Annotated in this window: 14 protein-coding genes; 7 read left to right on the forward strand and 7 right to left on the reverse strand. The window is 67.3% G+C overall.

Translation table 11 applies throughout. The features are described from left to right. Window positions 1–44: 44 nt before the first annotated feature. Together htpG and ABLE94_RS18520 are read left to right on the forward strand one after the other, a co-directional pair. The gene (htpG, locus tag ABLE94_RS18515; RefSeq protein ID WP_348805866.1) at window positions 45–2,036 is read left to right on the forward strand and encodes a molecular chaperone HtpG; all 1,992 of its coding nucleotides are present in this window, start codon (window positions 45–47) and stop codon (window positions 2,034–2,036) included. Next, on the forward strand, window positions 2,033–3,091 hold the full coding sequence (locus ABLE94_RS18520) for a hypothetical protein (protein ID WP_348805865.1): 1,059 nt from the start codon (window positions 2,033–2,035) through the stop codon (window positions 3,089–3,091). Before htpG ends, ABLE94_RS18520 begins: the two co-directional genes overlap by 4 nt. A gap of 23 nt (window positions 3,092–3,114) precedes the next feature. Here ABLE94_RS18520 and ABLE94_RS18525 read toward each other — a convergent pair whose 3' ends face one another. Further along, complete coding sequence (locus ABLE94_RS18525; RefSeq protein WP_348805864.1) at window positions 3,115–3,636, reverse strand: hypothetical protein; 522 nt, start codon at window positions 3,634–3,636, stop codon at window positions 3,115–3,117. 122 nt (window positions 3,637–3,758) lie between these two features. Between ABLE94_RS18525 and ABLE94_RS18530 the strand changes: the two genes are divergently transcribed. Beyond that, window positions 3,759–4,238, forward strand: a complete 480-nt coding sequence (locus ABLE94_RS18530; RefSeq protein WP_348805863.1) for a nitroreductase family deazaflavin-dependent oxidoreductase — start codon at window positions 3,759–3,761, stop codon at window positions 4,236–4,238. Between the two features lie 46 nt (window positions 4,239–4,284). Here the strand turns inward: ABLE94_RS18530 and ABLE94_RS18535 are convergent, their stop codons facing one another. Then, window positions 4,285–5,112 (reverse strand): crotonase/enoyl-CoA hydratase family protein, encoded by an 828-nt coding sequence (locus ABLE94_RS18535; RefSeq protein ID WP_348805862.1) that lies wholly within the window; start codon window positions 5,110–5,112, stop codon window positions 4,285–4,287. 159 nt (window positions 5,113–5,271) lie between these two features. On the opposite strand from ABLE94_RS18535, the gene ABLE94_RS18540 reads away from it, so the two are divergent. Both ABLE94_RS18540 and ABLE94_RS18545 read left to right on the forward strand, forming a co-directional pair. After that, complete coding sequence (locus ABLE94_RS18540; protein ID WP_348805861.1) at window positions 5,272–6,225, forward strand: helix-turn-helix domain-containing protein; 954 nt, start codon at window positions 5,272–5,274, stop codon at window positions 6,223–6,225. Beyond that, window positions 6,222–6,812 carry a dihydrofolate reductase family protein gene (locus ABLE94_RS18545; protein ID WP_348809474.1) on the forward strand — a complete coding sequence of 197 codons (591 nt, stop codon included), beginning with the start codon at window positions 6,222–6,224 and terminating at the stop codon, window positions 6,810–6,812. The genes ABLE94_RS18540 and ABLE94_RS18545 overlap by 4 nt, the downstream gene beginning before the upstream one ends. Here ABLE94_RS18545 and ABLE94_RS18550 read toward each other — a convergent pair. Next, window positions 6,799–7,887 carry an NAD(P)H-dependent amine dehydrogenase family protein gene (locus ABLE94_RS18550; RefSeq protein ID WP_348809475.1) on the reverse strand — a complete coding sequence of 363 codons (1,089 nt, stop codon included), beginning with the start codon at window positions 7,885–7,887 and terminating at the stop codon, window positions 6,799–6,801. The genes ABLE94_RS18545 and ABLE94_RS18550 overlap by 14 nt on opposite strands. A gap of 131 nt (window positions 7,888–8,018) precedes the next feature. Between ABLE94_RS18550 and ABLE94_RS18555 the strand changes: the two genes are divergently transcribed. Continuing rightward, the gene (locus tag ABLE94_RS18555) at window positions 8,019–8,753 is read left to right on the forward strand and encodes a glucose 1-dehydrogenase (protein ID WP_348809476.1); all 735 of its coding nucleotides are present in this window, start codon (window positions 8,019–8,021) and stop codon (window positions 8,751–8,753) included. Between the two features lie 45 nt (window positions 8,754–8,798). Here the strand turns inward: ABLE94_RS18555 and upp are convergent, their stop codons facing one another. The 4 genes from upp to ABLE94_RS18575 form a co-directional block, all read right to left on the reverse strand. Further along, entirely contained in the window at window positions 8,799–9,428 is a 630-nt protein-coding gene (gene upp / locus ABLE94_RS18560) for a uracil phosphoribosyltransferase (protein WP_348809477.1), read from the reverse strand. 41 nt (window positions 9,429–9,469) lie between these two features. Continuing rightward, window positions 9,470–10,714: a URC4/urg3 family protein gene (locus ABLE94_RS18565; RefSeq protein WP_348809478.1), complete on the reverse strand. Its 1,245-nt coding sequence runs from the start codon at window positions 10,712–10,714 to the stop codon at window positions 9,470–9,472. Then, a complete protein-coding gene (locus tag ABLE94_RS18570; RefSeq protein WP_348809479.1) occupies window positions 10,711–11,970 on the reverse strand; it encodes a GTP cyclohydrolase II in 1,260 nt (419 codons plus the stop codon). The genes ABLE94_RS18565 and ABLE94_RS18570 overlap by 4 nt, the downstream gene beginning before the upstream one ends. Before the next feature lie 175 nt (window positions 11,971–12,145). Then, window positions 12,146–12,739 carry a class I SAM-dependent DNA methyltransferase gene (locus tag ABLE94_RS18575; RefSeq protein ID WP_348805855.1) on the reverse strand — a complete coding sequence of 198 codons (594 nt, stop codon included), beginning with the start codon at window positions 12,737–12,739 and terminating at the stop codon, window positions 12,146–12,148. Window positions 12,740–12,992: 253 nt separating this feature from the next. Between ABLE94_RS18575 and ABLE94_RS18580 the strand changes: the two genes are divergently transcribed. Next, a complete protein-coding gene (locus ABLE94_RS18580) occupies window positions 12,993–13,478 on the forward strand; it encodes an FBP domain-containing protein (RefSeq protein ID WP_348805854.1) in 486 nt (161 codons plus the stop codon). Window positions 13,479–13,568: the final 90 nt, after the last annotated feature.

Raw genomic sequence — 13,568 nt, forward strand, 5'->3', positions numbered from 1 at the left:
TAAGATTCTTCGTTGTTCGATCAGCTGTCACGTGGAGGTCGTCGTTGAGTACTGAATCCGAAGTCCGGGAATTCCAGGCCGAGACCCGGCAACTGCTGGACCTGATGGTCCATTCGATCTATTCGAACAAGGACAGCTTCCTGCGCGAGCTGATCTCCAACGCGTCCGATGCGTTGGACAAGCTGCGCCTGGAGTCCTTGCTGAACAAGGATCTCGACGTCGACACGTCGGATCTGCACATCACCCTCGACGCGCAGGGCGGCGGCGATGACGCCGACGGTGCGCCCCGCACGCTGACCGTGCGCGACAACGGCATCGGCATGTCGCGCGAGGAGGTCATCGAACTCATCGGCACCGTCGCCAAGTCGGGCACCGCCGAACTGCGCAAGAAGCTCGCCGAGGCGGGCAAGGCCGGCGACGCGGCCACCACCGAGGAACTCATCGGTCAGTTCGGTATCGGCTTCTACTCGACGTTCATGGTGGCCGACTCCGTCGTCCTGGTCACCCGCAAGGCGGGCGAAGAGACCGGAACGCGCTGGGAATCCACCGGCGACGGCACCTACACCATCGGTGACGTCGACGACGCGCCCCAGGGCAGTGCGGTCACCCTGACGCTCAAGCCCGTCGACACCGAGAATCACCTGCACGACTACACCGACCCGGCGACGCTGCGTTCGCTGGTGAAGAAGTACTCCGACTTCATCGGCTGGCCGATCCGGATGGACGTGGAGAAGACCACCACGACACCGGCCGCCGAGGAGGGTGGCGAACCGACGACGGTCACCACCGTCGAGGCCGAGACCATCAACTCGATGAAGGCCCTGTGGGCACGCTCGCGTGACGAGGTGTCCGACGAGGAGTACGAGGAGTTCTACCGGCACGTCTCCCACGGCTGGGACAAGCCGTTGGAGATCATCACCCTCAAGGCCGAGGGCACCTTCGAATACCAAGCGCTGCTGTTCATTCCGACTCAGGCGCCATTCGACCTGTTCATGCGGGAACGCAACGTGGGCATCCAGCTCTACGTCAAGCGGGTGTTCATCATGGACGACTGCGACGAACTGATGCCGGAATACCTGCGGTTCGTCAAGGGTGTCGTCGACGCGGCGGACCTGTCGCTCAACGTCTCTCGCGAGATCCTGCAGCAGGACCGTCAGATCCGAGCCATCCGGCGCCGCCTCACGAAGAAGATCATCTCCACCGTCAGCGAGATGCGGGCCGCGCGCGCCGAGGACTACCAGACCTTCTGGACCACCTTCGGACGCGTCTTCAAGGAAGGTCTGGTCAACGATTTCGACAATCGCGACGCCATCCTGAAGGCCTCGGTCTTCGCCTCCACCCACAGCGACGACGACCTGACCTCGCTGGCCGACTACGTCGGACGGATGCCGGAGAACCAGAAGTCGATCTACTACATGACGGGCGAATCGCGTCAGCAGATCGAGAGCTCACCACACCTGGAGGCGTTCCGTGCCAAGGGAATCGAGGTGCTCGTCCTCGACGACCCGGTGGACGAGATGTGGGTCGGATCGGGCCTGGAATTCGAGGGCAAGAGTTTCCAGTCGGTCGCCAAGGGTGCGGTGGATCTCGACGCCATCGACGGCGAGTCGGAATCCGACGACGCCGCAGACGAGACCAAGTCCGCCGAGTTCGCGCCGCTGCTCACGTGGCTGGGTGAGGCGCTGTCCGACGACATCACCGAGGCGCGGCTGTCCAAGCGCCTCACCGAATCCGCCGCCTGCCTGGTGGGTGACGACTTCTCGATGTCGCCGCAGCTGGAGAAGCTCTACCGCGCCTCCGGCCAGGAGGTCCCCAAGACCAAGCGCGCTCTGGAACTCAACGCCGATCACCCGCTGGTGACCGGTTTGAACACCGCATTCGGGGCGTCGGAGGATCATTCGGCGCTCATCCCGACCGCACGCCTGGTCTACGGCATGGCGCTGATCGCCGAGGGCGGCGAACTCGACGACCCTGCGGCGTTCGCGCGGCTCCTGGCCACCCAGCTGACCGACTCCCTCGCGACACCGCAGGGGTGAGTCTGCCGCCGACCACCCCGCGCGCATCCCGGTGGCGATGGATCGCCGGGGGTGCCGCGGTGGTGGCGGCGGCCGTCCTGCTCGTGGCGGTGCTCATCGTGCGGGTGCCGACCACGGCCCCGGAGCAGCCGACCACACCGGAGGAGACGGTGCGGGCCTTCCTCGATGCACTCGCCCGCACCGACGGCGCCACGGCCCGACGGCTCATCGTGACGGGGCCGGCTGCGGGGCCGTCAACGACATTCCTCACCGACGACGCGCTGGCCCGCCAGCAGGAGGCGGCCCCGATCGGTGACGTGCGCATCACCGGCACCGGCACCACCGGCACCAGTGAGGCCACTGACACCACCGCCGAATCGCCCGCACCGACCGGCGACCGTGCGGTCGTCGGTGCGGCGTTCCGCATCGGTGATCATGCGGTGAGCACCACCTACACGCTCACCAGGAACCAGGGACGGTGGTTGCTAGCCGATGGGGTTCGGTCGGTCTCGATCGCCGCGAGCCCCATCCCCGGGCTCACCCTGTTCGGCATCCCGGTGGCCGGTCACGCAAGCGCGTACGTGTTCCCGGGGCGCCTCGTGTGGGGCAGTGCCGATCCGTATCTGGCGGTGGCGGCCCCCGACGGTACCGCCACCGACGCCGCCGACGTGCCCGGCGGCTCCGCGGCAATACCGACCCCGGATCTCGTCGCCGCGCTGAGCGAGTCGGGACGGCGCGCCGTCGATGCCGCCCTCACCCGCCATCTCGACGGCTGTGCGTCGTCACGCCAGGCCGACGCGTCGACGGACCGGCCCGGCTGCGTTCAGCGGCTCTTCCGGGATGCCCGGCCAGGCTCCGTGCAGTGGACGGCACCCGACGACCTCGACGACCTCGTCGTCGACGTCGACCAGGCGGACCCGACCCGGGTGTCAGTCTTCGGCAGCGTCACCTGGCATGTGGGCTACACGCCGACCTACGGTGACCGACCGGTCCGGACCACGGTGGAGCAGCCGACGGAGGGCACCGTGGACATGACCGGCACCCCGACGCCCACCTATACACCGTCGGACGGGTGACGGTTCGGATGCCATGATCTCGATCAGGACGCCTCGTCGAGTGGTCGGTCGTCTGCGATCGCGCGATGGTGCGCCTCGAGTCCGACCACGTTGATGTCGTTGGCGCGGAACATCGGCTGCAGTCGAACACCGTGGCGTGCAGCGCATTCGGTGAGCAGGATCGCCCATCCTCGGTCGCGGGGCGTGATGCCGTCCGCGCCCGGGCGACTCAGCAGGCACGCCATCGACATCCCGATGGTGTTCTGCAGCGTCTCGCCGAACCGGAGCATGAGCAGATCGATCAACTCGGGGTCCGGCATGGTCGGCAGTGGAAGCTTGTTGATGGCCTTGATCAGGCGGCTGTCACGCTCGACGAACAGCAGCCACAACATCGGTTCACCGAATCCCAGCGGTCCCATGAGTGCGCGCCAGCGTTGCCTCAGATCGTCGGCGTCATGGAACGGCAGGTCGGCGGTGTCGATCGGTGGGATCGGGTCGGCGTCGGGCAACGCGTCCGGCGGTGTGGCGGTCGTCGGATCGGGGATGGGTGAGGTGTTGTGTGTCATGGTCTGATCGTGCGCCCGATCTCGGGTCGAGCGGCCGGCACGATCCACACCTGTGGATGCCGACGTTGACACCGGCGGCACAGTTCGGCCATGATGTCCGGCCACCATGACAGACTCGGGTGATGGGCATACTCACCCCCGTGGCGGTCAGGATCGGGTCGATCCCGTGGATGCCGCGGTATCTCCCGCAGATCGTCAAGTGCGACAACGCTCTTCGAAAGGTCACCGGCGAACGCTACGGCCTGCTCGACATCGCCGGACTGCCCAACACCACGGTCGTGGTCGCGGGCCGCCGCAGCGGTGTCGAACGCCAGACCCGGCTGCTGGCGGTACCTCGCCCGGGCGGCTCGTGGCTGATCGCGGGTTCCTACTTCGGCGGTCCGACGACGCCGCAGTGGGTGTACAACCTGCGTGCGACCGACACCGCCGCGATCCTCGACCGGGGAACGGCGGTGCCGGTGCGGGTGCGCGAGTTGCACGACCAGGCGCGTGCGGATGCCTGGCAGGATCTGCGCGCGGTCTGGCCCAACTTCGACCTGTACGAGGTACGCACCGATCGGCTGATCCCGGTGTTCGAACTGACACCGATCGAACCCGGGTGACCGCCCGGAGCGTCTTCTGAGGGGCTCCGGTTCCGAGGGCTCCGGCTCAGGACCCGCTGAAGTTCGGCTTGCGCTTCTCGAACACGGCGGTGATTGCCTCGGTGAGGTCGTTGCTCGGCAGGAACGCGGCGTTCCACGCGGCGACGAACCGCAGGCTGTCGGCCTGATCGGCGATGCGGCCGTGATCGAGGACCTCCTTGATGCCCGAGACGACCAGCGGCGGGTTGTCGGCGATCTCGCGGGCCGTCGCGCGGGCGGCGTCGAGGGCCTCGTCGGGGGTCGGGTAGACGTCGTTGACGAGCCCGATCTTCTCGGCGCGGGCGGCGTCGATGTCCTTGCCGGTCAACGCCAACTCGCGCAGGTGGCCGTCGCCGATGATCCCGGGGAGGCGGGCCAGGCTGCCGACGTCGGCCACCATCGCCACCCGGACCTCGCGCACGCTGAACTTCGCCTCGGCGCTCGCATACCGGATGTCGGCGGCCGAGATGAGGTCGACTCCGCCACCGATGCACCATCCGGAGATGGCGCAGATGACCGGTTTACGACAGTCCGCGACGGCGGTGATCGCCGCCTGCATCCGGGTGATGACTCCGTGGAAATCGGTGCGGGCCTTGGCCTTCGCGCCGTCGGCGAGGGCGGGTCCGAGGTCGCCGGCCATGGCCGCGAGGTCCAGGCCGTAGGAGAAATGCTTGCCCGCCCCGCGCAGGATCACCGCGCGGACGGCGTCGTCGGCGTCGAGGCCGGCGAACAACTCGGGCAGTTCCTGCCAGAAATCCGGTCCCATCGCGTTGCCCTTGCCCGGACCGATCAGGGTGACTTCGGCGATGTGGTCGTTGACGGAGACCTCGAAGGCCTTCCAAATGTCCTCACTCATGGCTAGGAGGTTACTCGGTGGTCACTTGAGGCCTGTCGGAACCGCCGTAGCACGTCTCGACCGCGTGGAGGGCGTCACGTCGAGGAGGCAAGAACGGTCAAGCACATCCGTGCCGACGCCGCGGATACTTGCTCTCATGACGACGATGCGCGGTCGACGATGACGGGCCCGGGTCACGACCGCATCCGGCAGTTGCTCGATGCAGTACTCGACGACGACAACGACACCCTGGCAACGATGGCCGAGCGGGCACATTCGTCGGCGTTTCACTTCGGCCGGCAGGTGAGCAGGTATTCCGGTGAGGCACCCCTGGCCATGCGTCGGCGGGTGATGCTCGAACGCGCCGCGTGGTATCTGCAACGCGGGTCCCGGGTCACCGACGTGGCCTTCGATTCCGGGTACGAATCGGTGGAGGGATTCAGCCGCGCGTTCGCCCGTGCCTTCGGTCATCCACCGAGCACCGCACCGGCGCGGCGTGATCGGGGGCACTGGCTCCCCGCACCCAACGGTATCCATTTCCACTCGCCGACGGTGCTCTACGTCGCCGCCGGGCGCGGGACCGACCAGTACGACGAGGCCGCATCCGGCGACATCCTGGCGATGATGATCCGTCACGACATCGACGACACCACCGCACTGCTGTCGGCCTCGGCGGTGCTCGACGACGCGGACTATCGTCGAATCATCTTCCCCGGCAACAAGATTCTTCAATGGCAGGGCGACGACGACTCGATCGCCCACGTGCTCACCCATCTGGTGACCGACAAACGTCCATGGCTGGCGTGCATCGAGGGTGGCCGGGCACCCGAGGCGGTCTCCGACGACCTCGCCGGACTCACCGCACTGCATCACGAGGTATCCGCGGAGTGGATCGCGTTGACGCGTGACATCGACCAGCGCGGCGCGTGGTCGGACCGCGTCATCGACGCCCTGTGTGAGCCACCGGAATCCTTCGTACTGTCCCAGATCGTCGCCCACGTGCTGACCTTCGCCGCCCATCGTCGGCAACTCGTGCGCATGATGCTGCGCGACGCCGGCGTCGACGTCACCACGCCGTCCCTCGACCCCGACCCGATCATGTGGCACCGCAACCGATCCGGAGGATTCCGATGACCGCTTTCCGCTACTTCACGGCCACCACCCTCGACGGCTTCCTGGCCGATGACGACGACAATCTCGACTGGCTGCTGAGCCAACCCATCGACGAGTCCGGACCCATGAATCACACCGACTTCATCGCCGACGTCGGCGCACTGGTCATGGGTGCCACCACGTATCGGTGGCTCCTCGATCACGAGGTGACCGCCGGCAGGCCGTGGCCGTACTCGGTGCCGACCTTCCTGTTCACTCACCGTGACGACGCTGCCGTGTCGCAGACGATCCGCGTGGTCTCCGGTGATCCGAGGGATCTGCGCGCCCAGATCGTCTCCGCCGCAGGCGATCGGGACGTGTGGGTGGTCGGCGGGGGAGATCTCGCCGCGCAGTTCGCCGACGCGGGCATGCTCGACGAGATCCTGGTGTCGATAGCGCCGGTCACCTTGGGCAGCGGTCGACCGTTGTTCACCGCGGCCTACGATCTCACTCTGACGTCGGTCGAGCGCAACTCCGCATTCGTCTGCGCCCGTTACGATGTCGTGGGTCCGCGGCGCGCCGGTGTGGGCCCGGGGGATGTCGTCTCGGGGGCCCTCAGCCCGGGGTGAGTGCCGGACCGGCGATCAGCGGCAGGTCGAGTGTGGTCCGTAGTCCGGCCGGTCCGGCGACGATCGCCGGGATCGCGTTCACCACCCGGCCGACGCCGGCGACGATCGCGGCGTGATTGTGATCGCCCTTGCGGCTGGTCGGGCAGATGTCGACGCGATAGGACGGTTCGCCGGTGATCTCGACGCGGTAGCAGCCCCCGTCCTGGGCGGGCTGTGCCCAATCCGGTCGCAGATCTCCGCGGAGTCTGGTCACGTGTTCGACGACGATCGCCGGACGTCCGTCGACCATGCCGATGATCTCGAAGCGCACCGCCGCGCGGGTCCCCTTGGGCACCGTTCCCGCGGCGATCTCGAATTCCTCTGGCGCGGGCTCACTCTCGTGCCGCTCGATGATCTCGTCGATCACGATCCCGGATGCGGCGGCAAGCTCGTGAATGGTGGTGCCCCACGCCAGAGCGAGCACACCGGGAAGGAACAGCATCGGGGTCTCGTCGAGCGGTTTGGCGAATCCCATCACGTCGAACATCACCTCGGCGCCGTCATAGGTGGCGTAGTCGGCGATCTCCATGCAGCGGATCTGCTCGATCCGCTGACACGTTCCGGCGAACGCGAGGGGGATGAGGTCGCTGGCGAATCCGGGATCGACGCCGGAGATGAACACGCTCGCGTCGTGTTCGGTGGCGACCGCCACGATCTTGTCGATGGCCTTGTCCGGCATGGCGCCCCACGGATACTGCAGGGTCACCGGCGCGGTGCCGACGACGTCGATGCCCGCGGCGAGGATGCGCAGCACGTCGTCGAACGCCTCGATCGGCCGGGTGTCACCCATGGCGGTGTAGACGATGCAGTCGGGCTTCGCGGCGATCAGCGTGTCGAGATCGCCGCCGGCGCTGACGCCGGTGACGGCGCTTGTCCCGGCGAGGGCGCCGGCATCGCGCCCGATCTTGTCGGGGTTGTGCACGCAGACCCCGACCAGCTCGAATCGGGGGTCGTCGATCAGCTGGGCGAGGGCCAGGCGGCCGGCGTTTCCGGTCCCGACCAGGCCCACACGGATCGCTGCTGCTTGTTCGGTCACTCTGCCATCGCTCCCGTCGTGGTGAACGTGTGTCCGTGGTGAACATCTGTCCGGACTCCTGTCCACATCAGTAGACCATGTTCGGTAGAACGTGTTCTCATTTTTGCGTTTCGGCTGTATGGTTGCTCGCCATGGGACGTGTGGACGGCAAGGTCGCAATCATCACCGGCGGTGCCAGAGGTATGGGCGCCGCGCATGCACGGGCGCTGGTCGCCGAGGGTGGCAAGGTCATCATCGGCGACATTCTCGACGACGAGGGCAAGGCGCTCGCCGCGGACATCGGTGACGCCGCGCGCTATGTACACCTCGACGTGACCTCGCCGGAGGACTGGCAGGCGGCGGTGGCCACCGCGACCGACGACTTCGGCAAGGTCAACGTGCTGGTGAACAACGCCGGCATCGTCAACGGGTCGACGATCCAGAAGTTCCGCCTCGACAAGTGGAAACAGATCATCGACGTCAACCTCACCGGGACGTTCCTGGGCATCCAGACGGTGGCCGATCCGATGATCGCCGCCGGCGGCGGGTCGATCATCAACGTGTCGTCGGTGGAGGGATTACGCGGAAGTCCGTGGGCGCACGGCTATGTCGCGTCCAAGTGGGGTGTGCGCGGACTCGCGAAGTCGGCCGCCTTGGAACTGGCGCCGCACAACGTGCGCGTCAACTCCATCCATCCCGGTCTGATTCGCACACCGATGACCGAGGGCCTGCCCGAGGACATGGTGAAGGTGCCGATGGGACGGGCGGCCGACTCGTCGGAGGTCTCGACCTTCGTGGTGTTCCTGGCCAGCGACGAATCGTCCTACGCCACCGGCGCCGAATTCGTCATGGACGGCGGGCTGTCAGCGGACGTGCCGCACAAGTAGATCCGGCACCGTTGCCTCGTTGTCGCACGTGCCCTGCCGCAACCGTCACTCGGTGCCGTAGATCCGGTCGCCGGCGTCGCCGATACCCGGCAGGATGTACCCGCGGTCGTCGAGTTCCCGGTCGATGCCCGCGGTGAAGATCGGCACCTCCGGGTGTGCGCCCTGTAGCGTCGCGATGCCCTCCGGGCAGGTCAGCACGCACACGAATCGGATCGATCGGGGGTGGTATTCCTTGAGCCGGTCGACGGCGGCCACGGCCGAATGTCCGGTCGCCAGAAGCGGATCGACCACCACGACGTCGCGCTCGTCGAGTTCCTTGGGCATCTTGAAGTAGTACTCGACCGGGATGTGGGTCTTGGGATCGCGGTAGAGACCGATGTGTCCGATGCGCGCGCCGGGGACCACGGTCAGCATGCCGTCGGCCATCGACGTACCACCGCGCAGGATCGCGGCGAACACCAGCTTCTTGCCGTCGATCACCATACCGGTGGTGACCTCCATCGGCGTCTCGACCTTGACCTCCTGCATCGGGATGTCGGCGAGGACGTCGTAGGTCATCAACGTCGAGATCTCGTCCAGGAGACGCCGAAAGTCATTGGTGGAGGTCTGTTTCTGGCGCATCAGGGTGAGTTTGTGTTGCACCAGTGGATGATCGATGACGTGCACGTCGTTCATGGAGGTCTCCTCACGCGAATCCGTTGATGTGAAGCCGTCGGTCAGAAGACCGTGCCGTCGCTGGCGATGTCCAACGGCGGCAATCCGTCTCGGAGTGTGCGGGCGGTTTCGCGTCCGGCCGCCCAGGTACCGCCCTCCAGGACGCAGGCCAGCGGCAACTCGGCCGCGGTCATGCCGAGACGATCCGCGACCAGGGGGGCGATCTCGTCGAGTAGTGCGACGGTCAGGGCCCGCCACTCGACGATGAACTCGTCGTCGACATGCCACCGGGCCGTCAGGGCGTCGGAGGGCACGGGAACGAGCACCGCGGTGTCGAGGAGCAGACCACCGTTGCGGTACTCGGGCAGTGCGGTCAGCGCGCCCAGATCCCCGACGTCGATGCCGGCCCACTCGAAGGGTTCGAGCAGTGAATAGGTCAGCCATTGCGACAGTTTGTGAAACGGCATCCACCCGGCGGTGCCGCCCGCACCATTAACCGCGGTGTGGTGCCAACAATCGCCCAGCGCGACCTCGCCGATCCGGTTGTCCGACGGCCAGATCGGCGACAGCGTGTCGAGCAGCAGCGACAAGATGTCGTGCGCGTCGACCGCACCCCCCGCGGCGGTCAGGCGATCGTAGAGGTCACCCGGCCGCCGGGAGGAGAAGACGTCGGGCCGGGCGTCGAGGGCGTCGGCGAGCCGATGCAGAACCGCCAGGCGGCCGGACAGGCCGACGAGCGGTGTGGTGGGACCGACGCCGAACGCGGCGGCGAGTGCGGCCTCGTCGATGGACCGCAGACCCGCGGCGTCGACCCGAAGCGGGACATCGGGATCCGAGGAGAACAGGCCGCCGGCGAAGGCGTGCACACTGGCCACCGCGAGGCCCTCAGATCGACGCACCCGCTGACCGGTGCCGGGTTCGTCGAAGTACCACTCTGCGCCCGCGCCGGCGTCGAGCAGAACGCTGACGACGGCGAGGTCGATCTGGGTGCGGGCCCGTTCGGCGGCGCCGACCTCACCGAGTCGGACGTCGAGGTCGGCGACCCGATCCACGCCGCCGACCTCGAAATGCCGCCATCGGCTGTGATACGGGATCGCGAGGTCGGGATAGCGGGCGCGGGTGACCTCGGCGACCAGTGCCACCGCGTCGCCGATGCGGTCGTCGTCGACGCGGAACCACGACGAGGCGCCGGAGCGCGACCGATCCAGCAATGCCGTTGCGCGACTGCGGATCTCCGCAGTCGACCGCAGCGTCGCGACGGCGTTCGCGGTGTCGGGCGAACCGGCGACCCGGGTGCCGGCGGTCATCCGGAGAGCCCCCGGCCCTTGACCTGACGTAGATCGTCGGTGGACGGCACCGCACCCCTGGTGAAGTAGCCGGCCGCCATCTTGGCGTCGATCTCCACTCGGGCGTCGGCCGGGATGAGTTCCATCGGGATGTCGACGCGCTCACCGACACTGATCCCGGAACCGGTGATCGCGTCGTACTTCATGTTGCTCATCGACACCAGGCGGTCGATCTTGGTGATACCCAGCCAATGCAGCACGTCGGGCATGAGTTCCTGGAATCGCATGTCCTGCACGCCGGCGACGCACTCGGTACGTGCGAAGTACTGGTCGGCGGTGTCGCCACCCTCCTGACGTTTGCGGGCGTTGTAGACGAGGAATTTGGTGACCTCGCCGAGCGCGCGGCCCTCCTTGCGCGAATAGGCGACCAGGCCCACTCCGCCGCGTTGCACCCCCTGGATGCATTCCTCGATCGCGTGGGTGAGGTAGGGGCGGCAGGTGCAGATGTCGGACCCGAACACGTCGGAGCCGTTGCATTCGTCGTGGACCCGGGCGGTGAGCTCGGTACCGGGATCCGACAGCTTCGTCGGGTCACCGAAGATGTAGACCGTCTGGCCGCCGATCGGGGGCAGGAACACCTCGAGATCCGAACGTGTCACCAATTCCGGATACATGCCGCCGGTCTCCTCGAACAGCACCCGCCGCAACTCGGTCTCGGTGCAGCCGAACCGCTCGGCCACGCCCGGCAGCCACCACACCGGTTCGACGGCAGCCTTGGTCACCAGGGCGGCACCGGTCGGCAAGAGGACCTCGCCGTCGGGATGCAACCGCCCCGACGCGATGGCCTCGGCGATCTCCGGGAGGATGACGTGCGCCTTGGTGATGGCGATGGTGGGTCGGATGTCGTAACCCCGGGCCAGCAACTCCGGGAACGACTCCGCGATCGTCGCGCCCCACGGATCGATGCTGACGATCGACTTCGGATCCGACCACTGCGGATGAGGTCCGACGATGTCGGTGGGTGAGGTGTTGGTGAGATCGGCGCGGTGCTCGCGCGACAACGCACCGGCGGCGACGGCCAGCGCGCGGTACACGCTGTAGGAGCCGCTGTGGGTTCCCACGACGTTGCGGTGTGCGCGATCGGTGGTGGTCGCGATGACCGGCCCGCGCGCCTCGGCGGTCGGCGCGCCCCAGGTGATCGACGGTGCCGCGGATCCGCCGCTGTGGGAGGTCAGGCGGATGTGGCCGGGGGGCCGCCCGCTCGCTGTGGTCGCCATTGCCCATCCTCTCCGCGTCGTCCCGGTCCTTCACCGGAAACGATCGACGTTCTGGTGGATCCCGCTGTGGTGGATCCGTCGATACCGGTCTCACCGGTGTCGAGGAAACCGCCAGCATAGTCACGGATCCGGGCGCCTGCCCGGCGAAGCACACGCGGAGTACCCGCGGTGGCGCTCACCGTTGGCTTCCTCGTCGATGCACCGACACCGCGTAGTCGCCTCCGGTGAACCGATCCCCATCCCAGGTGGCATATCGGTCGACCGCCGTGAGGCCCGCCGTCTCGGCGTGACTGTCGTAGTCGGACAACGACAGTCGTCCCGGCCTCACCGAGAACCCGGCCACCAGCAGACCACCCGGACGCAGTCGCGCCGCGCACTGAGCGAGTACCCGCGACTCGGAACCGGGGGTGAGAAAGATCATCACGTTCCCGGCGAGCACGACGACGTCGAACCGGTCGGTCACGTGATCGGAGAGTTCGGCGAGATCGGCTGTCACCCAGTCGATGTCGCCACACTTGTCCCGGGCGGCGGCGAGCATGCCGTCGTCGGCGTCGACACCGACGACGGAGTATCCGCGTCGATGCAGTTCGATGCCCACCCGTCCGGTCCCGCAACCCGCGTCGAGGACCCGGGTGCCGTCGACCTCCGTCAGCAGGGATTCGACGAGATCGGCCTCCCCGTGGATGTTGTCCCCGGATGCCGCCAGCTGCTCCCACCGCTGGTCGTAGTCACGGCCGCGCGGCGCCGACGTCGTATCCCATCGTGTCATCACTCCAGTGTGCTCCCGGGCGCCGGCGGAAACCACGTTGACCGTTGTTCGCACCGAGTCCAGACTGGCCGGGTGATCGCTTCATCGGGTGTCGGCGCACTGCGCCGTGAGGGGGTTTCCGGCGTGCGCGCCGGCAGCAGATAGCTCTCGTCATCGGAACGCGGACGTCACCAGGTGACGTTCGCGCCCTGAGTCACGCCCATCGGGCGCGTCCCCATCTCATTCCCGACGATCACCAGGAGTTCTATTTCTCATGCACCCATTGTCCGAATCCGACATCCGTACCGCTCTCGTCAACGCCTCGGTCTCCGAACGCAGATCCCTGCACCTTCCGCCCGACTTCGACGAGATCGGTTGGGCCGAAATCGATTACCTCGGGTGGCGGGATCCCAAGTCGCCGACCGTCGGCTATCTCGTCATCCAGCGCGACGAACGTCCCGTCGGTCTGATGCTGCGAGCGGGTGCGGTACCCCCACGCACCCGGCCGCAGTGTGTGCTGTGCGAGGACATCTCGCTCCCCAACGAGGTGGTGTTGTTCAGTGCCCGCCGCGCAGGTGCGGCCGGACGCAAGGGAGACACCGTCGGCACCCTGATCTGTGCGAACTTCGAATGTTCGCGCAATGTGCGGCGGCTACCATCCTCGGCGATGGCCGGCGACGACCCCGAACGTGTGCGCCTGGCCCGCATCGACGGGCTTCGTGAGCGCGTGCAACGTTTCGTGGCGCGGGTGTGCTCGTGACATGACACGACAGGGGCCATGACACGACAGGGCGCCCCCGGGAATCCGGGGGCGCCACCGCGTCACGAAGCCGCATCACGCGGCAGGTGC

The sequence above is a fragment of the Gordonia sp. VNK1 genome (genome assembly GCF_040049135.1).
GTDB classification, from domain to species: Bacteria; Actinomycetota; Actinomycetes; order Mycobacteriales; family Mycobacteriaceae; genus Gordonia; species Gordonia oleivorans.

Coding starts and splice junctions, on each gene's coding strand:
- ABLE94_RS18580 (WP_348805854.1), top strand. CDS start 12,993: ATGCACCCATTGTCCGAATCCGACATCCGTACCGCTCTCGTCAACGCC.
- ABLE94_RS18570 (WP_348809479.1), bottom strand. CDS start 11,970: ATGGCGACCACAGCGAGCGGGCGGCCCCCCGGCCACATCCGCCTGACC.
- ABLE94_RS18535 (WP_348805862.1), bottom strand. CDS start 5,112: ATGAGTGAGGACATTTGGAAGGCCTTCGAGGTCTCCGTCAACGACCAC.
- ABLE94_RS18525 (WP_348805864.1), bottom strand. CDS start 3,636: ATGACACACAACACCTCACCCATCCCCGATCCGACGACCGCCACACCG.
- upp (WP_348809477.1), bottom strand. CDS start 9,428: ATGAACGACGTGCACGTCATCGATCATCCACTGGTGCAACACAAACTC.
- ABLE94_RS18545 (WP_348809474.1), top strand. CDS start 6,222: ATGACCGCTTTCCGCTACTTCACGGCCACCACCCTCGACGGCTTCCTG.
- ABLE94_RS18530 (WP_348805863.1), top strand. CDS start 3,759: ATGGGCATACTCACCCCCGTGGCGGTCAGGATCGGGTCGATCCCGTGG.
- ABLE94_RS18555 (WP_348809476.1), top strand. CDS start 8,019: ATGGGACGTGTGGACGGCAAGGTCGCAATCATCACCGGCGGTGCCAGA.
- ABLE94_RS18540 (WP_348805861.1), top strand. CDS start 5,272: ATGACGGGCCCGGGTCACGACCGCATCCGGCAGTTGCTCGATGCAGTA.
- ABLE94_RS18565 (WP_348809478.1), bottom strand. CDS start 10,714: ATGACCGCCGGCACCCGGGTCGCCGGTTCGCCCGACACCGCGAACGCC.
- ABLE94_RS18575 (WP_348805855.1), bottom strand. CDS start 12,739: ATGACACGATGGGATACGACGTCGGCGCCGCGCGGCCGTGACTACGAC.